Raw genomic sequence first — 20,504 nt, forward strand, 5'->3', positions numbered from 1 at the left:
CCGGGACCGGGTCGCGGTGCGGCGGCCCGGCCCCGGGGTGTGCCGTGCGTGTCGGTCAGGACTCCGGCCGCGCCTCCTCGGTGGCCGGCCAGCCCTCGGCGGAGACGCTGGAGGTGTGCGCGGTGCTGCGCACCGTCTCGTCGCCCGCGCGCAGTTCGTCGACGGCCGACAGGAAGTCCGTGATGCGGTCGTTGGTGCCCATGCCCTTGCCTTTCGTCCGGGTGCGGATTCGTCCGGGTGCGGAGGGAGCGGTGGATGTGGTGGTCGCGGCCCCCGCCCGGCGGGGCTCTGGCCCGGCGTGCGGTGGGAGCGCGCGCCGTGGTCCGGGGCGTCATGGCACGACTGCCGTCGCCCGACGGCTTCCCCCGGGCGACGTCACGCAGGCGCAGGGCTCGTCCGCGTCCGGGCTCTCGGCGGCCAGTGCTTCGGCCAACGACGCCGTCGCGGCGTCCAGTTCGGCGAAGTAGCGGTCCATGGACGTCCCGGGCACCGGGCGCAGGACCAGGTCGAGCACCGGGACCGTACGGCCGCTCTTCTCGCAGGTCAGGTCGGCCCGGCCGGCCACCGCCTCGACCGTCGGCGGGAGGAGGGGCGTGACCGCGTGGACCACCCGGCACAGCGCGGCGGCGACGGCGGCGTACTCGTGGCGGTCGCGGGGCAGCAGGCCGACCCTGCGCGGCACGGGGGCGAGAGTGGTGCCCTCGTACGCGTGCCCTGCGCAGCTGTCGTACGTCACGCAGCCCCACTGCCGGGTGCAGGCGGCCACCAGGGGCTTGGCGCCCGGTTCGATCGCCTGCTCCCACAGCGGGTGGTGCGGATCGAGGTCGTCGGCCTCGTGGACCCCGGGAAGGCCGGCGGTGTTGATGTTCCCGTGCTCGCCGACGCGCAACCGGACGTCCGGGCGGGGCATGCGGGGATCGTGCCAGCGGGCGAGGAAGCCCTCGACGTCCGCCATGGAGTTGGGCCGGCGCGGGCGCCACCGCAGGGTGCGGCACCGGGCGCCCCGGGGAGCGGAGGGCTGGGCGAGCAGGGCCGCGATGCCGTCGACCAGGCGCATGCGGTGGTCGCAGTAGGCGTCCTGGCCCCCCGCCAGGTCGTAGCGCCATCGTGTGGCCACGCAGCCGCCGCCGCAGGTGTCCCGGTAGTCGCAGGTCGTGCAGCGCTCCATGAGGGATCTGCCCTGCTGGAGCAGGCGGGAGGAGCGCTGGGCCCCGGCCACGGCGTGCTGGTCGCGGGTCTCGTGCAGGAGCGTCAATCGCGCCTGGGGCCAGGGGAGTTCGTCGCAGCTGCCGAGGCGGCCGTCCGGGTAGAGGGTGAAGACGTGGTCGCACTTCAGGTCGGAGAAGTGGCAGAAGCCGGTGTCCAGCCCCTTCAGCCGGCGGATGGCGGACACGACCGGTTCGAGTTTCAGGCGGGAGAAGTGGCCCGCGGAGATCCAGTGGGCGGCCGCCGCCAGGACGAAGTCCGCGTACTCGGAGGGGCGGATCGCCCAGTTCGGCGCCTTGTCCCCGGCGACGTTGGCCTGTTGCAGCAGCCGGCTTGCGGCCGTGCGGCGTCCCGCGGACGCGGTGCCGCGCCGGACCGCGGAGTCGAAGCACGGTACGAAGCTCACCGAGTCCACCGATCCGAAGCCGGCGATGTGGTCCAGGACGGCCTCGGCCCGCCCCAGTACGGCCGGGGTGACCGCGGCGATCACCCCGGCGCGGCGGCCGCGTTCGGCCAGCAGGCGCAGGGCGGCGGCCACCCGGGGATAGACCGGCTCGCCGTCGTAGCCCACCCGCCAGGCGTTGCCCCGGGCGTCCCCGTCCAGGGAGACGCCGATCCGGATGCCCGGGCAGAGCTCGTCGAAGAGGTCGAGCCAGGCGTCGTCCAGCAGGACGCCATTGGTCTGCAGGTTCACCCGGACGACCGAGGGCTGGCGGGCCAGTTCCGTCAGGATGTCCGCCATCTGTTCCCTGCCCACGGTGAGCGGCTCGCCGCCGTGGAGTTCGACGGCCAGCGGCCGGCCGTGGAAGATCCGGGCGAGGTCGCGTACTTGGCCCGGTCCTATACGGGCTCCCCCCGGCGCCTCCTTGCGTTTCTCGTAGCAGTAGAGGCAGTCGATGTCACAGGTCTCGCCGCGCAATTTCATGATGACGGACACGGCGTTCGTACTGTCCTCCGGTACGAGGCTGCGGTACATCCGCTCGATCTTCTCGTCGCGAGTGGTGGCGTGGTCCATCGTTCGCCTCCCTGCACGGCTGGGAGAAGCGGTGCGCGCCGGTCCGGGAAAGGTCACGGAACTGCCGGTGATCAGGCAGCCCTTGGGGGGTGAGATCCACAAAGGTGATCCGTGGGTACAGGACGGGCCGACCCTAGATCAATGTAGGCACCATGTAGATATTCCGTCAGTGAGCGTTCCGGACAACCGTGGCCCCTGGCCGGCCTCGTCACCGCAGGCGGCAAGGGCCGGATCATGGCGGTTTCGCGCCGGACGGTTCACTGGACAGAGAACAGGCGTTTTCGCCGGGCCCGTTGACGAGGAGGCCGCGAGGCCCTCTTCCGCTCGCCGGATACCGCGCCTACGCTGCTGAGGATCGAGCCGACGACACCGGTCGTGAGGGGAAACTCCATGGCGCGCCTGTCCGTTTCCAACTCGGTGATCTACGATCTCGCGGCCGAGAACCCGAACATGTCGGACCTGGACCGGCTCACGAATCTCTACTGGGCGCTGTGTTCCGTGGTGCGTTCGGGAACACCGGGCGACGTGGTGGAGCTGGGATGCAATGCCGGGCGCACCAGCGTTCTGCTGGAAATGGTCCTGGAGGCCGAGGGCGCGGACCGCACGCTTCACCTCTACGACTCGTTCGACGGCCTTCCGGCCCCCTCGGAGGCGGACCGCTACCTCAAGCAGGGCGACTGCAGGGCGACCGAGGCGGACGTCCTGGCCACCTTCGAGCGCTGGAACCTGCGGCCGCCCCGGGTGCACGCGGGCTGGTTCGAGGAGACGCTGCCGCGGCACCTGCCGGACCGCGTGGCCTTCGCCTACCTCGACGGCGACTTCTACGAATCGATCCGCACCGGCCTCGCGCACGTCTGGCCCCGGCTGTCCGCCGGCGGCTCCCTCCTGGTGGACGACTACTGCGACCGGGAGCTCAGCCCCCGGGCCTGGGACGGTCTGCCCGGGGTGAAGAAGGCGTGCGACGACTTCTTCGCCGACGTCCCGGCGAGCCGCCGCGTACTGGTCGGCGTCGGCGACCTGGCCTTCGCCGAGTTCCGCAAACCCTCGGACTGAGGCCGCGGGCGAGGAGAGGACGCGGACATGCTGCACGACTCCGTGAAGATCGGAAGCGTCGAGGAACTCCTCGGCCCCGAGCACATCGCCCATCTGAGCGCCCGCATCGCCCAGGAGTTGGGGAACGGTGCCGCATTCGACGTCACGGGCCGGAAGCGGTCGGTGCACTCGCTCGCGGGCGAGGACCTGGCACGGGTCAAGGAGGTGTACGAGCCGCGCGGCAGGATCGAATACGACGAACTTCCCGTGGACATCACGGAGTTGCTCGACAGCGCCGTCGACCGTCGAATGGACGAATTGCGCAGGGTCTTTCCCAGCGCGCGGCGCTCCATGGACTGGCTGTACGTCGAATACGGAGCCGGCCAGTACGTCACGCCGCACATCGACTACCCGTTCAACGAGATAGCCCCGGAACGGCCCAAGGTGGCGGCCATAGGGATCGTCCTGAGCGAGGCGGATTCCGGTGGTGAGTTCTTCGTCGAGACCGGAGGCGGAGGATCGCTGTGGAACGAGGACGGCAGCGTCAAGGAGAACGCGACCCTGCACAGCCCGTGGTTCGCCGCCATGCGGCGCACCCGCTGGCGCGTCACCTGCCGGGCGGGCGACGCGCTGTGCTGGGGAACCCAACTCGTCCACGGCACCGAGCCGGTGACGTCCGGCAGAACCGGCAAGTTCATCGGATTCCTCGGTTCCTGAGCCACCCGACCCCGGAGGTGCGGAGAACCCGTGGCGACCGCCTTTCCCTATTTCCCCTCCCAGGACTTCCGCGGTGACCGGCTGACCCGGCCCGTGGCCGAGCGCAACGCCCGTCGCTCCCGTGGTGTCGCGGGTCGCGTGACCTGGGCGCATTCCCTCTGGATCGACCCCGAGCTGGAACGGCTGTACGGCGGCGACCGGCACGACCCCGACGTCAACCGCGACCGGGCGCTACGGCTCGGCGCCGCGCGCCTCGGCCCGTCGGCCCCGCGGCCCCTGCCCTCGCTGGTCTCCACCTCCCGGACCTTTCTGTCCCGGGTGACCGCCGTGGCCGGGGGCGACCCGGAGGACGAAGCCTTCGACCTGATCCGGCGGACGCACAGCGGATACCTCTGCGAACTGGCGATCGGCGTCATCCGCTCCGCCCCGGAAACGAAGGAAGTGCCGGAGAGCCGGACGCCGTTCACCGCCGCCGTCCCGCGCGGTGAGCCCGTCTCCCGCGCGGCGGGCCTCCTGGCGTCCACGGCCCGCGAACTCCTCGCCCAGTGGTACGACGCCCACCGCCGGGCACACGGAGACGCGGACGCCTCCGCCCTGCCGCCCCCGGACTGGGCACACGGCGTCTTCGCCGCCTCCGTGCGCCACGAGTTCTGCCGCAGGGTGTGCGAAGAGCCCGGTTTCACGGACGGACAGCGGCAGGAGGCCGCGGTGCTGATGGCGGAGGCCGCCGACGCGCTGCCCCCTCCCTCGGTGCTGCGGGAGAACCTGCCCGGCGGCGTGCAGGGTTCCGTCGTCAACGAATTGCTGTCGCTGTCCTATCCCCTGTGGGACCGGGTGCGGTTCTGTCTCGATTCCCCCTTCGACGGGCTCAGGTCGCTGTAGCGGGTCGCTGTAGCAGGTCGCTGTGGAGAGAAGCGGTGAAAGGCGGAGAACATGCGGCGAACGCTGTCGGGCAGGCGGACGCCCGCCCGTACCGGTGCCGACGGCGGGGCACGCTTCGCGGAAGGCCGGCGGTTCCCCTATGTCGCCCTGGAAGGGCTCAACGGGGCGGGCAAGTCGACGCTCAGGAACAGCCTGGAGAAGTCCTTCTGGGCCCTGGGCATGAACGTCTACACCATCGGCCAGCACTCCTGGCAGTCCCCCGGTGCCGCGCGCGTCATCCTGGACGTCAAGGAACGTCGTCGCGCACACCCACCCGAGCGCATCCAACTGGCGTATCTCGACGACCGCAGGACCCAGGGCGAGCACATCCTGGCGCGGGTGCTCCAGGAGGTCCCGGTCATCGGCGACCGTTCCCTGGTCAGTGACATCGTGTACCTCCAGGCCCTGGACGGCATCCCCGCCGCGGAGACCTTCGCCCTCTACCGCCGCCACGGGGTGTACCTGCCCGATCTCGTGATCCACGTGGACGTCCCGCCGGAGACCGCGCTGGCCAACCTCGCCGGGCGCGAGCGGCAGCGCAAACCGCACGAGAACCCCCGGCACATGCGGGAACTGGCGGAAACCTACGAATCGGTGCTCTGGGGGAAGAGCGTGGAGGGTCTTCCGCCCGTCCTCCGCCACCGGCCCGCGATCGCCGCCGACGGCACGTCGTACACGGACCCGGCGGACGACATCGCGGGGCGCGCGTTCGTCGCGCTCGGCCTGGCCGACTGATCACCGGACGCTATCCTTCCCTCTCCGTCCGCGGGGCCTCCCTGCTCGCGGGGCCTCCCCGTCCGCGGGGCCGCGGACGCGACAGAAGGGAAGCACCGGCATGCACGGACCAGGTCAGGCGATCGTGCTCGTGGGGACCTCCGGGGCGGGCAAGAGCGCCACGGCGGCGGAGCTGCAGAAGATCCTTCCGGAGCCGTTCCTCGTCCTCGGGCTGGACACGTTCTTCGGCACCCTCCCGTTCCGCTGGACCAGCGAGGGCGAGAAGAGCGCCGAGGGGTTCTCCTACGTCCGCACCACCGAGGCCGACGGCCGGGTGCGGCTGCGGATCGATTACGGGCCCGTGGGCGCGCGGCTGCTGGCCGGCATGCGCCACGCCGTCGTCGCCCTGCTGGAGGAGGGCAACAACGTCATCGTCGACGAGATGCCGATCGACGCCTCGGTCGTGCCGGCCTGGCGCGCCGCCCTGGCGGGGCACCGCGTGCTGTGGGTGCGGGTGCACGCTCCGCTGACGGTTCTGGAGGCCAGGGAGGCGGAGCGGTTCCCGGAGAGGTTCCGCGGTCTCAGCAGGGGTCACTACGACGTGTGCGCCCAGGAGGGCGGCTTCGACCTTGTTGTCGACTCCTCCGAGCTGGAACCGGACGAGCGCGCGCGGCGCGTCGCCGCGGCCCTCGTACCGCGTCTGCGCGCCTGCTGACGCCGTGATCGTCCCCTGGCAGGTGGTCAGTTGACGTCCGGGACATGCTGCACGGCGCCGGAGCGGCCCCTCCGGCGCAACCGTGACTACCAGGTGTGGTGGTCGGGGGCGGTGGCGTCCAGCATCGGCAGCTGTCTGCTGACCGTGGCGCTGCCGCTGCTCGTCCTCGAGACCAGCGGCTCGGCGGCCCGGGCCGGTCTTGTCGCCGGTGCCGCGGCGATGGCGAAGTTCGCCGGCTCGTCGCCCGCCGGAATGCTGGTGGACCTCTGCCCCCGGCGGCCACTGCTGCTGCTCGCCTCCGCAGTCCAGTTGCTGGCGGCTGCCTCGATCCTCCTCGCGGAGTCGTCGGGACACGCCCGCCTGAGCCTCCTGATGGCGGCAGCGGCCGCGGAGGGCCTGGGCTACTCCGTCCACACGGCCGCCGAGTTGCCCCTCCTGCGCAGGATCGTGCCCGGGGCCCAGCACCGGTCCGCGCTCTCCCGGGAACAGGCGCGCAAGACGGCCGCGCAGCTGGTCGGCCCGCCGCTGGGCGGCCTGTTGTCCGCCTGGTCCCCCGCGGCGCCCTTCCTCGCCGCGGCCGCCTCCTTCGTGGGCATGACGGTCGCGGCCCTCGTCCTTCGCGTCCCCCTCGCACCTGCCCACGACCGCGCACCGCGCAACCGCCCCCTGGCGGGGCTGCGTTACGTCTGCGACAGCCCCTGCCTGCGCTACATGGTGGTGTGGTTCGCCCTCGTCAACGGGGCGTTCGCCGGGCTGGGGCTGCTGCTCGTCGTTCTCTGCCACGACCGCGGCGCATCGGCGGCGTCGGTGGGCACCGCGCAGGGCGTCGGATCGGCGGGGGCGGTCCTGGGAGCGCTGGCCTGCGAATGGCTGACGGCCCGGATGACCGGCGCGCAACTGCTCAAGGCGGCCTCCTGGATGCTGGTCGCCGGTGCGACCGCCATGGCCGTGCCCGCCGACGCGCCCGTCACCGGACTCGCCTACGCCGCCGCCCTGTTCCTCACTCCCGCGGTGAACGTCTCGTTCATGAACCACCTGGTCGGAACGGTCCCGGAATCACTGACGGGACGGATCTCGATGACGGCCATGACGGCGGCGCGCAGCCTGACCTGGCTCTTCACCATGGGAGCCGGGGCCATGGCCGACTGGCGGGGCCCGCTGGCCCCCCTGTTCGCCCTCACGGGGCTGTTCCTGCTCCTCGCCTGCGCCAACCACGTGCGGGAGCCCGCGCCGGCCATGCGCTGACTCCCGCTTCCCGCGGCGCTCCGGCTCCGGCCTCGCTCCCCGCCTGGCCGCACCGGGCCGCCGACTCCTGGACACCGCCCGGGCCATCAGCAGGGACCAGGTGCCTCACAGCTCCTCCTGATCCCGCGTTTATCGCGCGGTGAACGGACCACGGGAAAGTGCTCCCGACCGACCGCGAAGGGAGCACAACAATGGCATCGGCACTCATGCGGCGCGCGGCCCTCGGCCTCGGGGCCCTGGCCATGGCCGGCTCGGCGCTCACGCTCACCGCCGGAAGCGCCTCGGCCGCCAGCGGCGGCGGCTGCGCCGGGGAGACCTGGAAGCAGGCGTGCGTCACGCAGGACGGCGGGACCGTCAAGTTCGAGGTGCACGGGCGTTTCGCCAACGCCGATCCGAACTGCCGGGTCGAGCTGGTGGCGATCGACGACACGACCGGCTGGGTCGAGCGGCACTTCAACGGTTCCTGCGCCCAGTTCGACGGCTACTGGAACCTGACCGACCCGTCCTCGGGCCACGCGTACAAGAGCGAGCTCCGCGTCTACTGGCGCGGCGGCGACCAGCCGTACGACTACGTCCAGAGCCCGGTCCTCCGGTGGTGAGCGGGCGGTGACCGCCTGACAGCCGTCCCGTCCCCCCACCACCTCGTCCAGGAGGACCCATGCGTGGATCGCGTCGCCTCAAGCCCTCCGCCTGCGCCCTGGCCGCCGCCGTCACCGGCATCGCCCTCGGCGCCGGACCGGCCTCCGCCGACGTCCCGATCGGCCAGCCGGTCAACGGCAAGGCGACCTACTACAACGACAGGGGCTACGGCGCCTGCGGCACCTACGTCGACCCGGCCGCCGAGGACCTGGTCGCGGTGTCGGCGGCGTGGTGGACGTCCGCCAACCCCAACGACGACCCGCTCTGCGGCGGCGTATCCGTCGAGGTCAGCTACAACGGCCGGACCATCAGAGTGCCAGTGAAGGACAAGTGCCCGTCCTGCAGCGCGGACCACATCGACCTCAGCGAGGCGGCCTTCAAGAAGCTCGCCCCGACGTCGGTCGGCGTACTCAACGGAATCACCTGGAAGTTCGTCCGTTGACCCGTGGTCGCCCCGGGCCTGGGCCCGAGCCTGGGGCGACCGTGTCAGGCGATCCGCCGGCCGGCCAGGAACACCACACGGCCGGCCTCCACGTCGTAGCCGAGGATCGCCCTGTTGTACATGCCCTCGGGCGTCATCACCACCGGCTTGCCCAGGTGGCTCCCGATCGTGCGCAGGAAGTCGCAGAGCAGGTCGAGCCGTTCCTGGCCCCGGAGCTCGCGCAGGTCCACGTCGAAGTCGATCTCCTCGTCCGGCAGGAAGCGGAAGATCGCCTCCATGCCCGGTACCGGCCGGACCCGCAGCTGGGGGCACTCGGCGTCGGACGGCCGCGACAGCACCTGCCCGGCGCCCGGCAGCGGCATGACGACGCCGCCCTCGGAGTACTCGCTCCACCAGCCCCGGGCGGGGATCAGGCCGAGGAACGCCTGGCAGTCGCCGGCGTTCGTCCCCTGGACGAAGACGTCGGGCAGACACCCTTCCGTCTCCGGGCCGAAGTAGTCCTTCACGTCGTCCCACAGCACATCCGGCATCGCGTCATTCTCGCCTGCCCCCGCCCCGAGCGCAGCTCCTGCCCCGGCACAGGCGCTGACCGCCCGGCCCTTGCCCCGGCCCCTCCCCTGCTGGGAACCTGAAAGCCGCCACATCGGGCCTTTCGGGAAATGAAGGTGCCATCGTGAAGACTCTGGAACAAATCGTTTCCCGGCACGATCCGAAGTTCGATGTGGCCAACGCCCGGCTGGGCCTGGGCCTCGGCCGGGACGGGCAGGTCTGTCTGGCCGATTCCGGGCAGAGCCCGGGAGACGGCCGTGTGCTGCGGGTCGGCATTGACGGCTCGGCGCCGAGGGCCGGGGAGGTCGGGTACGCGGTGCTCGCCATCGCGGCCAACGCCGCGGGGGTGATCGCGACCGCGGAGGCGCACATCCACCCCCGGGTCGCCTTCTGGGACGCCGGGTTCAACCTGCTGGGGCACATCGACGAGTTCACCGACAACGACGCTGTGGGCTTCGCCGCGCCCTCGGCGATCGAGGCGGGCGCGTCCGGTGACTTCTACGCCGTCGACCAGTACGTCCTGCGGGTGCTCCGGCTCAACCGGAGCGGCGTGGTGCAGGCGTTCGACCTCGACCGGCTCGGCGTCACCGCGAACCGCGGCACGGTGGGCCTGCGCGTGGCGGAGGAGCGGTCCCGGCTCTACACCCTGTGGCCGGGGCCGTCCGGGGTGGTGTGGGCCTCGGAGTTCGGCGGGCGGCCGCTGTGGAGCGTGCCGGCCGGGCCGGCGGGCATCGACCGCCGCGGGCTGTTCGACCTGGACGGCGACGGCCGCCTCTACGTCCTCAGCGGCGCACGCGAGGTGAAGATCTACGACCTGGACGGACAGCAGACCGGTTCGGTCATCCTGGCCCTGCCCGACAACCGGCCCGTGACGGAACTGCGCCTGCGTGACGGGAAGTTCTTCGTGAAGCGGTCCGATCCGGCGACCCTGTTCGAGGTGTACGACCAGCGCACGGGTGGGCCGCTCGGGCCGCCGGTCCCCGCCAATGTCGAGAAGCTCGTGGTGAGCTACCCGGACGAGGTGTGGGAGGCCGGGCGGCCGGTGCCACTGACGATCCGCCACGAACGGGGCAGGTGGCGGGACGAACCGCGGTTCCGGGTGTGGCTGCGTCCGCTGGGAGTACCGGAGTTCGACCCGGACGCCCCTCAGTGCCGTGCGCTGGCCCAGGCGTTCGGGTGTGCCCGTGTGGTGTGGAACGACTGCCTGCGCGCCCGGAAGGAAGCGCACGCGGCCGGGCTGCCGTACGTGTCGTCGGCGGAGCTGTCCAAGACCCACATCACCCAGGCCAAGCGCACCCCCGGGCGGGCATGGCTGGCGGACGTATCCGCCGTGGTGCTGCAACAGTCCCTCCGGGACCTCGACATGGCGTTCAAGAACTTCTTTGACGGCATCAAGGGCAAGCGCCCGCGCATGGGAGCGCCCCGCTGCAAGTCGAAGAAGGACACCCGGCAGTCGATCCGTCTCAACACCAACGCGTTCTCTGTACAGGACAACGGAACGGTCTACGTGGCCAAGGTCGGCAACCTCAAGGTGAAGTGGTCCCGGCCGCTCCCGGCCGCGCCGACCAGTGTCACCGTCATCAAGGACAGCGCTGGCCGGTACTTCCTCAGCTTCGTAGTGGACACCGACCCCGAGTACCTGCCCGTGCTGGACACCGACACCGGCGTAGACCTCGGCCTCGGCCATTTCGCAGTGCTGTCCGACGGGACCAAGGTCGACAGCCCCCGCTTCCTGCGCAGGGCCGAGAAGAAGCTCAAGAAGATGCAGAAGGCCTTGAGTCGCAAGGCCAAGGGCAGCAACAACCGGGCCAAGGCGCGGGCCAAGGTCGCACGCCAGCACGCCCGCGTGGCGGACCGGCGACGCGATTGGCTGCACAAGCTCTCCACGGACCTGATCCGCGACAACCAAGCGATCTACGTGGAAGACCTCGCAGTCAAGGGCCTGGCCCGTACCCGCCTGGCCAAGTCCGTGCACGATGCGGGCTGGTCCATGTTCGTCGCGATGCTGGACTACAAGGCCGCTAAACACGGCCGATACTTCGGAAAGATCGGCCGCTTCGAGCCGACCTCACAGGTCTGCTCGGTCTGCGGCGTCAAGGACGGCCCCAAGCCTCTGACGGTCCGGGAGTGGACTTGCCAGGAGTGCGGAACCGTCCACGACCGCGACGTGAACGCAGCTAAGAACATCCGGGCCGCTGGACGAGCGGACCGGCTAAACGCCTCGCAGAGCGCCGGTAAGACCAGGGCGAAAGTCCCGGCACAGCGCGTTGAAGCAGGAAACCACCGGAAGGGTCAGACGACCCAGGCCAGAATCCTCGCCCATTAGGGCGGAGAGTACGTCAAGACACCGCGCTCAACAGCTTCGCGGTGGCGCCGGACGGTTCGTGGGTCGCCGCGTGCGGAGACCTCGGCCTGGCGCTGTGGGACGACTCGGGCACGGAGAAGTGGGTGCACGAGTGGTGGGCGGACCGCCGTACGCCGCTGCGGCTGCTGGCCGTCGACGACGCGACACTGGTCGCTTTCGCCCGGGGCACGATCACCGGCCTCTCGGCCGCGAACGGGTCCACGCTCTGGTCGGTCACGGTCACCAACTCGGGCGTTTTCGGCGGCGGTACGGTCAGCGGGGACCGGCGCACCGTCGTCATCCCGTCGAACGCCGACGGCGGCCGCCTGTTCGTGATCCGTGGCGGCGTGCTCGCCAACACCCTTCCGACGCCCGCCGACGAGGTCTCCGTCTCGGACGACGGTTCGTTCATCGCCGTGACCTCCCGCTCGCAACTCAGGGCGTTCGACGCCGACGGCGGCCTGCTGTGGACGTACACCGGCGACGATCTCCTGCGGCGGCCCCGCGTCTCGCCGGACGGGACGCGGGTCGCCGTCGGCAGCGAGCTGGGCACCCTGGTGGTGCTGGACCGCGACGGCACCGTCCTGGCGGCCCCGGACCTGCGGGCGCTCCCGGTGCCGGCCTGGCTCCCGGGCGGCGATCTGCTGGCCGCCACCTGGATGGGGACCGTGATCCGCTACGACACCGGCCTGCGGCCGCGCTGGCAGAGCCGGCTGACCCCGGCCGAGACCGACATCCGCCCCCCCGCTGCTGGCCCCTGATCCGACGCCGACGGTCCGCAGGACGGGCTGGGGCAACGCCACCCACCCGCCCCTCGGCCTGACGCCCAACCTGATCACGGACACCCATGCCCTGATCCGCGCCGAACTGACCGACCCGCAGCTCGTCATCGACCTGACGAAGCAGAACCCGGTCGCGTCGCTGTACGACGGCAGGCCCGACCCGCCCGCGGTGCCCTGGCTGCCCTGGCTCGTGGTCAACCTCCTGGACAGCGGATGGCACGGCAAGTTCCTGCTGACCGTCGACACCTTCCGCACCCAGGTGGAGCTCACCGGCGTCACCTTCGCCGAGGATCCCGCGCACCCCGAATCATGGCTGCGTGACGTCCGGCTCCAGTGGTGGGAGGCCGAGGACGAGGTCTGGCACGACGGCCCGATGCTGCTGTCGGACGAGGCGCTGCACAGCCATCGGCTCCAACCGCCGCTCCGGGCGGCCAGGTTCCGGCTCGCCACCACCGGCGGGGGCAGTTGGCCCGCGGGCAACATCCGCCTCGGCGAACTCGTCCTCCACGGCCGGGCGCTGGGCGGTTCCCACCGCGACGTGCTCGCCCGGCGCGGGCGCGCGGTCCTCTTCGACGAACGGGTCGAGGACCTGCGCGCGTCCTTCCAGCACGGCCACAACCCGGCGTTCGGCTTCCAGCGCGGCGGCGCCTTCTCCGGCGGAACCCGCCTCCGGCTGAGCGGACCGGGGCAGGTGCACCCCGCCTACATGGGCAGCACGTTCGGCCACTCCGTCCCCGACTGGGACTTCGCGATCACGGAGCATCCCGAGCCGGGCCAGTACCGGTACTTCCAGTTCGCCTGGAAGGCCGCCGGCCCGGGGACGACGGGGATGAGCGTGCGGATCGGAGTGGCCTGGCCGACCCGCTCGGTCGTGGTGTCCGTCGGGGACGCCGCGTGGCTGCCGGACAGCGTGCTGGTGGAACACCGCGTACCGGGGGCCGGTCGACTGGACGACCGTGCGGGTCGACCTGTGGGCCCTCACCGGCGGGCGGCTGCCGCAGGTGACCAGTTTCAGCCTGCTCAGCAATGGCGGGGGCGCGCTGTTCGACCAGCTGGTGCTGGGCCGTACGCCGGGAGACCTGCCGTAGGCGTGAGTGACCCGGAGCTCCTGACGCGACGCGGTCCGCGGGTGGGCTCTGCCCGATGCGCCGGACCCACGATCCTGTGACGATCTGTTCCGCGCCTAGCTCGCGTCGGACCGTTCACGGCGTTCCTGGGCGATCAGACGGTCCAGAATTCCCGCCACCTCCGCCGGGCGCAGGAGGAATCCCACGTGACTGGTGTCCATGGTGTGAACGTCATAGGGGTTGTCGGGCGTCAGCGCGTCGGCCTCGGCGATCAGACGGTCCTGCATCGCCACCGGAAGCGTACGGTCGCCGGTGAGCCGGATGTACGTGCGGGCAATCGTTCCCCAGGTGTCGGCCTGGCCTCGGGCATCAGCCGTCATTACGGCCAGGGACTCGTCGGGCTGCAGGATGTTCAGGAAGGCGCGGAACTGTTCGTCGGTGCCATCCGCCATGATCGCCGCCTTGAGAGCGGCGAGCAGTTCGGGGTCGGCCGTGCGGTAGTTGGCACGCCCGACGCCGAGTCCGGCCGGATCGCCCACGTTCATCGCGGCCAGCGGAGCCAACAGGCTGTCGGCGAACTCGGGCTCCTGCATGTACTCGACGGGACTGGACCGCTGGACGCACGACCACGCGGAAAGGTAGACAAGCCTGTTCACCAGTTCGGGTACCACGTTGCCCACTTGCGTGATGGTGGTTCCGCCCAGGCTGGCGCCCACCAGCACCACGGGCCCGTACGGGGCCACTCGGCGGACGACATCGACCACCATGTCGACGTTGTCCCGCAAGGTGACCTCGGCCAGCGTCGCAGGCTCGGCCGCCCACGCGTCGAGATCCTGCGGGGCTTGGTAGGCCACCGGGTACTGCGCGTCGAAGCCGTGGCCCGGCAGGTCGACGGCGAGGCTTCGGTGTCCGAGCAGCGCGAGTTCCCGCTGGACCGGAGCCCACATGAACGAACTGGAGCCGGCCCCGTGGACGAGCACGAACGTAGGACCGGCATGGTGAGTACTCATGGTCCGGGATCGTAATGATTACTCCGGGACGTGGCTTCCGGTTTTCCGACGACGACCTGACTGTGGATCGGTTGGCGATGTGCCGGACAGTGCTTGGCTGTCACGTCGTACGCCGACGACGCCATACAGCGGCGACGAGCCCTTGACTTTCATCGGTGACGTTGTCCGCGCCGCGCGGCGCGGACAGCTCAGCAGGAACTGACCGGCCCACGCCGCCTGTTGCGTCAGCGCACCCGCTGGTACCACGGCCACATGAGCGCCATCGGACACCTGCCGGAACGCTGGGCCCGGCCCGCCGTCGGTCTCCCGGGCCGCGTCGAACTCACCGGCTACCTGCTCGTCCCGTACCTGGTCACCCTGCCCGCCTCGGTCGTCCGGCATTACGCCGTCATCCGCGCGTTGTACGCGGACGGCGCCGGAATGCCCGGCCTCCTGCCCGGCTCGGCGTGGCTGAACGTCCTGGCCTGACAAGCGCTGCCCTTTACCGCCTGTCTGGTTTCGGCGTTGCTCTATTGGCACCGCACCGACGACCTGCCGGTCCGGAAGGCGGTCTGTGCATGTATCTCTGTTTCACGGCCGGTTAGTGTGCTCTGTGGCAGATCATCACCCGGCGCAGGCACTGGGCCAAGACCGAACGCGCGGTGGGGGCGCCCGCGACCGTCCGGAAAACCGGCGACGGACACCCCGCCCTGAAGGCGCATCACATCGGTCTGCGAGCGGAGCCGGACGGCTCCTGCCGCGGAAGTCCTCGTCGACCGGCCAGCCCCACCGCGAGGGCCACCACCGCGAGCGCGGCGGCGCTCCACAGCAGTGGTGTGACGCCGGCGGCCTCCACGCCGATGCCGCCCAGGAAGGCGCCCAGGGCGATGGCCGCGGTGAAGACGCCCACGTAGAGCCCGGTGATGTGCTCGATGCGGTGTGGTGCGGACTGGGTCATCCACATCTGGCCGGCCACCGACAGCCCGCCATAGGCCAGGCCCCACAGGGCGATGCCGAGGCCGGTGACGCCGGTGGTGGTGCCGAACAGCGCGAGCAGCGCGATCGCCAGGGCGATGCCGGCCGTCAGGGCCAGGACCGTGCTCCGGGCGCGGCGTGCCGCCATGGCGCCGGCGGCGAAGTTGCCGACCAGCCCGAAGGCTCCGTAGAGCAGCAGGAACAGTGCGACGGCCCCGGGCGCCAGTCCGGTGCGTTCCTCGAGGACGGGCCGTACGTAGGTGTAGGCGGCGAAGTGCGCGGTGACGAGGAACACGATCAGTACCAGACCGACGGTCACCGAAGCGGTGCGCAGCAGCGGCTCACGGCCGGTGCGGTCGTCCGTACCGGCCGGTGCGGTCGTCCGTACCGGCCGGTGCGGTCGGGCGGGGAAGGCGGGGCAGCGTCAGCAGCAGTCCGGCGGTGAGGAGCAGCGCGGCGGCGGACAGCGAGGCGAACGCGACGCGCCAGCCGAAGGCGTTGCCGACGAGCGTGCCCAGGGGCACGCCGGCGACCGACGCCGCCGCGACCCCGCTGACGGCGAAGGACACCGCCAGCGCGGCGTTGCGGGGCGCCACGAGCCGCGGCGCGACCGCGGAGGCCAGGCCCCACACCGCTCCCATCCCGATCCCGATGACGACCCGGGAGACGACCAGCAGGCCGAAGCCGTCCGCCGCGGCGGTCAGCGCGTTGCCGACGGCCAGCACCACCATCGCCACGGCCAGCACCGCGCGCCGGTCGAGCGCGCCCAGCAGGCGCGGGACCGCCGGGGCGACGACGGTGGTAACCAGGCCGGTGATCGTCAGGCTGGCCCCTGCCGTACCCGGGCTGATCCGCAGGCCCTCGGCCATCGGGGTCAGCACCCCCACGGGCAGCATCTCCGACGTCACGACGACGAACGTGCTCAACGACAACACGGCGACCGCCACCCACTGCCACGGCGTGGTGCGGGCCGAACCTGAGCCGGATTCCTTGACCGGCGGGCAACTATCCATGGCCGCCAGCCAAACAGCAGGTCAGAGGGCGAACAACGATGATCTTCTCAAGGATCGATCAGCTAGGCTGATCGATCCGCCGGGGAATCGATGCGCCGGGGAGGGGAAAGCGGGGAGGGGAAGCGTTGAACCAGGTTCACGTCCAGGAGATCGAGTGCCTGCTCGCGCTCGCCGACGAGTTGCACTTCGGCCGGACGGCCGAGCGCCTGGGCTGCTCCCAGAGCCGTGTCAGCCAGCTCGTCGCCGCCCTCGAACGGCGCGTCGGCGCGCGGCTCGTCGAGCGCACCAGCCGGCGCGTGGAACTGACGCGGCTGGGTGCGCAGTTCGTCGACGAGGTGCGCCCCGCCTACGAGACGTTGGCCTCCGTGTTCGCCCGCGCTCGTGAGCGCGCCGGCCGCGGCGGCCTGTCCCAGTTGCGCGTCGGCTTCAACGGCAGCGTCTACGAAGAGGTCACCGAGGCCTTCCGCCGGCTTCGCGCCCACCACGAGGTCACGATGGCGCTGAGCGAGATCCCCCTGGGTTCGCCTTTCTCGGCCGTGCTCGACGGGCGTCTCGACGCCGCCGTGGTCGAGCTCCCCGTCAGGGAAGCCGCGCTGACCGTCGGGTTCCGCTTCCCTCCGCAGGACCAGCTGCTCGCCGTCGCCGCCTCCCACCCGCTGGCCGGCACCGACCGCGTGCACGTCGAGGAACTGGCGGGCCTGGACCTCCTCCACCCGGCCGGGGACGCTCCCGGCTACTGGATGGCCGCCCGCGTGCCGCGCTCCACTCCCGCAGGGGCGCCCGTCCGCTCGTCCATGGGCATCGCGACCGTCCAGGAGGGCCTCGCGCTCGCGGCCTCCGGCGACCACGCGATGCTGGTCTGCCGCCCCCTGGCCGAACGCAGCACCCGTGGCGACCTGCGTTACCTCGTGATCGACGGCCACGACCAGCCCTCCCAGATGGGCCTGATCTGGCGCACCGACCGCACCACCTCGCAGCTGGCCACGCTGGCCCGGCTCCTCCGCGAGGAGTTCGCCCGAGGGGATCCCGCACCCGTGCCGGCCTCCCGCGGCGAAGGGCCGAGGAGGCCGCGGAGCTCCTGACCGGCCTGGGTAGGCTGGGCGCCAGCACTTCATGAACCGGATCAAGGAGCATCAGTGAGCGAGCCGGCGTCCATCGCCCTGCAGCAGGAGATCGCCCGGGAACTCCAGGTCGCCGGGACCTTCGAGGCCGAGCGGGAGATCGAGCGCCGGGTGGCCTTCCTCGCCAAGCGGCTGACCTCCACCGGTCTGCGCTCCCTCGTGCTCGGCATCAGCGGCGGCGTCGACTCCACCACCGCGGGCCGGCTGTGCCAGCTCGCCGTCGAGCGGGCCCGGGCCGCCGGGCACGAGGCGCATTTCTGCGCGATGCGGCTGCCCTACGGGGTCCAGGCCGACGAGCGCGACGCCCAGCTCGCACTGTCCTTCATCCGGGCCGACCAGGTGCTGACCGTGGATGTCAAGCCCGCGAGCGACGCCGCGCTGGAGGCCTCGCTGGCCGCCGGCCTGGGCTTCCGCGACGCCCACCACCAGGACTTCGTGCACGGCAACATCAAGGCCCGGCAGCGCATGATCGCCCAGTACGCGGTGGCCGGCGCGCTCGGCGGCCTGGTCGTCGGCACCGACCACGCCGCCGAGGCGGTCTCCGGCTTCTTCACCAAGTTCGGCGACGGCGCCGCCGACCTGGTCCCGCTGACCGGCCTGACCAAGCGCCGGGTGCGCGCCGTCGCGGACGCGCTGGGCGCGCCCGCCGAGCTGGTGTGGAAGACCCCGACGGCCGACCTGGAGACCCTCGACCCGGGCAAGGCCGACGAGGACGCGCTCGGGGTCACCTACGACGACATCGACGACTTCCTGGAGGGCAAGCCGGTGGACGAGCGCGCCTTCGAAACGATCGTCCGCCGCTACCGCCTCACCGACCACAAGCGGCAGCTGCCCATCGCTCCCTGAACCCGGTGCCCGACTCGGGCGTCCGCGGTTCGCGTTCCGCTTTTCCCGAAAGGGAGTTGTGACGACCGTCGAGGGTCCTGTACCGGCCACTGTCGGTCCCGGCCCACCGGTCCGTGAGCGTGGCGGCGACGCGCGTCGCGACGGTGTCGCCGGCGTCCATGCCGGCGGGCCACGGTCGTTGGCGTAGTCCCGGCAGTAGCGCGTGTCGACGCCCCGGCCGGTACGGGGCTCCGCTCCGCGCCGACGCGAACGCCCGCCGCGTTCCGGGGAAGCGACGGGCGCCGGTCCGCAGGACCTGTCTGTCCGCTCGCGGTCAGCCCAGCCTGACCAGCATCTTGCCGGTGTTGGCCCCGCCGAGGACGCCGAGCAGCGCCTCCGGGGCGCGTTCGATGCCGTCGAGCACGGTCTCGCGGGTGCGCAGCGTGCCGTCGGCGAGCCAGCCGGACGCCCGGTCGAGGTACTCGGGGAAGCGGTGGTAGTGGTCGCTGACGAGCACGCCGCGCAGCGACAGCCGCTTGGTCACGACGTGGTAGAGGTTGCGCGGCCCGGGCGCGGGTTCGACGGCGTTGTAGCCGCTGATCGCCCCGACGGCCGCGACGCGGCCGTTGACGCGCAGCGCGTCGAGCGCGGCCTCCAGGTGGTCGCCGCCGACGTTGTCGACGTAGACGTCGATGCCGTCGGGCGCGGCCTTGGCCAGTTGTTCGCCGATCGGGGCGGTCCTGTAGTCGAGTGCGGTGTCGAAGCCGAAGTCCTCGGTGAGCGCGTGCGTCTTGGCGGCTCCGCCCGCCGAACCGATGACGGTCGTGGCGCCCAGCCGGCGGGCGATCTGCCCTGCCGCGCTGCCGACCGCCCCGGCGGCGGCCGAGACGTAGACGGTGTCGCCCGGCCGCACCGGGGCGGTCTCCGTGAGCGCGACGTAGGCGGTCAGGCCCGGCGTGCCCAGGATTCCGAGGTGGGCCCGGGCGGGAACCCGCCGCGTGTCGACGACCGTGGCCGAGTCGGCGTCCAGCACCGCGTACTCGCGCCACCCCAGGAAGTGCGAGACGGTGGCGCCCACCGGGACGGAGCCGGCCCGCGAGGCCACGACCTCGCCGACGGCTCCGCCCTCCAGCGGGGCGTCCAGTGCGAACGGCGGGATGTACGACTCGGCGTCGTCCATGCGGCCGCGCATGTACGGGTCCACGGACATCCAGGTGTTGCGCACCAGGATCTGCCCCGGCCCGGGCTCGGGCACCTCGGCCCGCACGAGGCGGAAGTTCTCGGGGGTGGGGGTGCCGGTGGGGCGGGAGGCGAGGTGGATCTCGTGGGAGGTGAGGGGGGTGTTGGCGGTCACGGGGACTCCTGGTGGGTGGCTTCGTTCGTTGCTGCCTCCACTGTGGTGGGCGGGTGTTCGGGAATGGTTCGGGTGATGTTCGGGGATCTGCCCGGGCCCGGCTGTTCCCGGAGCGCCCGGTGGATTTCCGCGTGCTCCTCCGACGGCTTCTTCGGGCGGCAGGGCCCGCATTGACGACCGCGCCGTCGCTAATTACCCGTTCCGCCGGGAGAGTGGGAACTCCCTTCGCAGCCCTGCCCGAGCGTGGTGAACTGCTGTGTGTAGGACTCCTCGGATTCGAGGTTGGCCCAGGTGACGTCCACCGACAGCGTGCAAGTGGACTGCGAGACCATCCCGGTGACCGCGCTCCCGGTGGTCAGGCTGTCGTCCGTTTCGACCGTGCCGCCTTCGTCGACCTGACAGAAAATGAACGTCGAGCCGGTCACCTCGCACGTACCGACCTGGCTGCCGAAGTCGCCCCTGACCAGTGCGAATGACGAACCTTTCTCATTGGTGAAGAAGGCGTCGTCATGCGCCCGGACGCTCAGCACCCAAGTCTTGTCGTAGTCACAGGGGCCTGAACCGCAAAGCGCCCGGGGATAAAGGGTGAACGAACTCCCGGCCTCGAGCGCGCTGTCCGGTCCGACCCCCCAATCACTGGCAGCGAACGCCGTTCCCTGAGTGAAAGCGAGCAGGGCGGCGCTCAGGCCCGCCACCGCCGTCGACCGCAAGCCCTTCGAATTCCTCTTGCCCATGGCTGTTGCCCCCTTCCCGCTCCTGCGGCCCTTTCAGGCCATAGCGCAAGAATCGGCGACATTCGCCCCTCTTGGGCAGGGGGCCGGCGGCAAGTTCATCCGTGT

Annotated in this window: 22 protein-coding genes; 14 read left to right on the forward strand and 8 right to left on the reverse strand. The window is 71.4% G+C overall.

Going from position 1 to position 20,504, the window contains the following annotated elements; all coding sequences use genetic code 11:
- Positions 1-55: 55 nt before the first annotated feature.
- Complete coding sequence (locus I5Q34_RS24880; protein WP_199894639.1) at positions 56-202, reverse strand: hypothetical protein; 147 nt, start codon at positions 200-202, stop codon at positions 56-58.
- A gap of 129 nt (positions 203-331) precedes the next feature.
- Positions 332-2,221, reverse strand: coding sequence for a radical SAM/SPASM domain-containing protein (locus tag I5Q34_RS24885; RefSeq protein WP_199894640.1), 1,890 nt, complete (start codon positions 2,219-2,221; stop codon positions 332-334).
- A 390-nt stretch (positions 2,222-2,611) separates the two neighbouring features.
- Here I5Q34_RS24885 and I5Q34_RS24890 point away from each other — a divergent pair, with 390 nt between their 5' ends.
- The 8 genes from I5Q34_RS24890 to I5Q34_RS24925 all read left to right on the forward strand — a co-directional run bounded on the left by I5Q34_RS24890 (position 2,612) and on the right by I5Q34_RS24925 (position 8,646).
- The gene (locus tag I5Q34_RS24890; RefSeq protein ID WP_199894641.1) at positions 2,612-3,274 is read left to right on the forward strand and encodes a TylF/MycF/NovP-related O-methyltransferase; all 663 of its coding nucleotides are present in this window, start codon (positions 2,612-2,614) and stop codon (positions 3,272-3,274) included.
- 27 nt (positions 3,275-3,301) lie between these two features.
- Complete coding sequence (locus I5Q34_RS24895; protein WP_199894642.1) at positions 3,302-3,970, forward strand: phytanoyl-CoA dioxygenase family protein; 669 nt, start codon at positions 3,302-3,304, stop codon at positions 3,968-3,970.
- 30 nt (positions 3,971-4,000) lie between these two features.
- Positions 4,001-4,852: a hypothetical protein gene (locus I5Q34_RS24900; RefSeq protein WP_199894643.1), complete on the forward strand. Its 852-nt coding sequence runs from the start codon at positions 4,001-4,003 to the stop codon at positions 4,850-4,852.
- Between the two features lie 51 nt (positions 4,853-4,903).
- Entirely contained in the window at positions 4,904-5,626 is a 723-nt protein-coding gene (locus I5Q34_RS24905; protein WP_199894644.1) for a deoxynucleoside kinase, read from the forward strand.
- Positions 5,627-5,726: 100 nt separating this feature from the next.
- Positions 5,727-6,320, forward strand: a complete 594-nt coding sequence (locus I5Q34_RS24910; protein WP_199894645.1) for an AAA family ATPase — start codon at positions 5,727-5,729, stop codon at positions 6,318-6,320.
- Between the two features lie 30 nt (positions 6,321-6,350).
- Positions 6,351-7,565, forward strand: a complete 1,215-nt coding sequence (locus tag I5Q34_RS24915; protein WP_199894646.1) for an MFS transporter — start codon at positions 6,351-6,353, stop codon at positions 7,563-7,565.
- Between the two features lie 191 nt (positions 7,566-7,756).
- Positions 7,757-8,164 carry a hypothetical protein gene (locus I5Q34_RS24920; RefSeq protein WP_199894647.1) on the forward strand — a complete coding sequence of 136 codons (408 nt, stop codon included), beginning with the start codon at positions 7,757-7,759 and terminating at the stop codon, positions 8,162-8,164.
- Between the two features lie 59 nt (positions 8,165-8,223).
- Entirely contained in the window at positions 8,224-8,646 is a 423-nt protein-coding gene (locus I5Q34_RS24925) for a cysteine/serine endopeptidase inhibitor (RefSeq protein ID WP_199894648.1), read from the forward strand.
- A gap of 44 nt (positions 8,647-8,690) precedes the next feature.
- Here the strand turns inward: I5Q34_RS24925 and I5Q34_RS24930 are convergent, their stop codons facing one another.
- The gene (locus I5Q34_RS24930; RefSeq protein WP_199894649.1) at positions 8,691-9,176 is read right to left on the reverse strand and encodes a hypothetical protein; all 486 of its coding nucleotides are present in this window, start codon (positions 9,174-9,176) and stop codon (positions 8,691-8,693) included.
- A gap of 1,124 nt (positions 9,177-10,300) precedes the next feature.
- On the opposite strand from I5Q34_RS24930, the gene I5Q34_RS24935 reads away from it, so the two are divergent.
- From I5Q34_RS24935 to I5Q34_RS24945, 3 genes are all read left to right on the forward strand, one after another.
- Positions 10,301-11,521, forward strand: a complete 1,221-nt coding sequence (locus I5Q34_RS24935) for an RNA-guided endonuclease TnpB family protein (RefSeq protein ID WP_199894713.1) — start codon at positions 10,301-10,303, stop codon at positions 11,519-11,521.
- A 41-nt stretch (positions 11,522-11,562) separates the two neighbouring features.
- Positions 11,563-12,300 (forward strand): PQQ-binding-like beta-propeller repeat protein, encoded by a 738-nt coding sequence (locus tag I5Q34_RS24940; RefSeq protein WP_199894650.1) that lies wholly within the window; start codon positions 11,563-11,565, stop codon positions 12,298-12,300.
- 190 nt (positions 12,301-12,490) lie between these two features.
- The gene (locus I5Q34_RS24945) at positions 12,491-13,489 is read left to right on the forward strand and encodes a hypothetical protein (RefSeq protein WP_199894651.1); all 999 of its coding nucleotides are present in this window, start codon (positions 12,491-12,493) and stop codon (positions 13,487-13,489) included.
- A gap of 15 nt (positions 13,490-13,504) precedes the next feature.
- Here I5Q34_RS24945 and I5Q34_RS24950 read toward each other — a convergent pair whose 3' ends face one another.
- On the reverse strand, positions 13,505-14,398 hold the full coding sequence (locus I5Q34_RS24950) for an alpha/beta fold hydrolase (RefSeq protein WP_199894652.1): 894 nt from the start codon (positions 14,396-14,398) through the stop codon (positions 13,505-13,507).
- A 252-nt stretch (positions 14,399-14,650) separates the two neighbouring features.
- Between I5Q34_RS24950 and I5Q34_RS24955 the strand changes: the two genes are divergently transcribed.
- Positions 14,651-14,866: a hypothetical protein gene (locus I5Q34_RS24955; RefSeq protein WP_199894653.1), complete on the forward strand. Its 216-nt coding sequence runs from the start codon at positions 14,651-14,653 to the stop codon at positions 14,864-14,866.
- A gap of 232 nt (positions 14,867-15,098) precedes the next feature.
- Here the strand turns inward: I5Q34_RS24955 and I5Q34_RS34995 are convergent, their stop codons facing one another.
- Both I5Q34_RS34995 and I5Q34_RS35000 read right to left on the reverse strand, forming a co-directional pair.
- Entirely contained in the window at positions 15,099-15,671 is a 573-nt protein-coding gene (locus tag I5Q34_RS34995; protein WP_234429505.1) for an MFS transporter, read from the reverse strand.
- Positions 15,672-15,693: 22 nt separating this feature from the next.
- Entirely contained in the window at positions 15,694-16,365 is a 672-nt protein-coding gene (locus I5Q34_RS35000; RefSeq protein ID WP_234429506.1) for an MFS transporter, read from the reverse strand.
- A 125-nt stretch (positions 16,366-16,490) separates the two neighbouring features.
- Between I5Q34_RS35000 and I5Q34_RS24965 the strand changes: the two genes are divergently transcribed.
- Positions 16,491-17,447: a LysR family transcriptional regulator gene (locus I5Q34_RS24965; RefSeq protein ID WP_199894654.1), complete on the forward strand. Its 957-nt coding sequence runs from the start codon at positions 16,491-16,493 to the stop codon at positions 17,445-17,447.
- A gap of 54 nt (positions 17,448-17,501) precedes the next feature.
- Positions 17,502-18,332, forward strand: a complete 831-nt coding sequence (nadE, locus tag I5Q34_RS24970) for an ammonia-dependent NAD(+) synthetase (protein ID WP_277965449.1) — start codon at positions 17,502-17,504, stop codon at positions 18,330-18,332.
- 313 nt (positions 18,333-18,645) lie between these two features.
- On the opposite strand, the gene I5Q34_RS24975 is transcribed toward nadE, so the two are convergent.
- Positions 18,646-19,665 (reverse strand): NADP-dependent oxidoreductase, encoded by a 1,020-nt coding sequence (locus I5Q34_RS24975; RefSeq protein ID WP_277965448.1) that lies wholly within the window; start codon positions 19,663-19,665, stop codon positions 18,646-18,648.
- Between the two features lie 188 nt (positions 19,666-19,853).
- Positions 19,854-20,399, reverse strand: a complete 546-nt coding sequence (locus I5Q34_RS24980; protein ID WP_199894656.1) for a hypothetical protein — start codon at positions 20,397-20,399, stop codon at positions 19,854-19,856.
- Positions 20,400-20,504 lie beyond the last annotated feature (105 nt).

Source organism: Streptomyces sp. AV19, from assembly GCF_015999245.1.
In the GTDB taxonomy this organism is placed as follows: Bacteria; Actinomycetota; Actinomycetes; order Streptomycetales; family Streptomycetaceae; genus Streptomyces.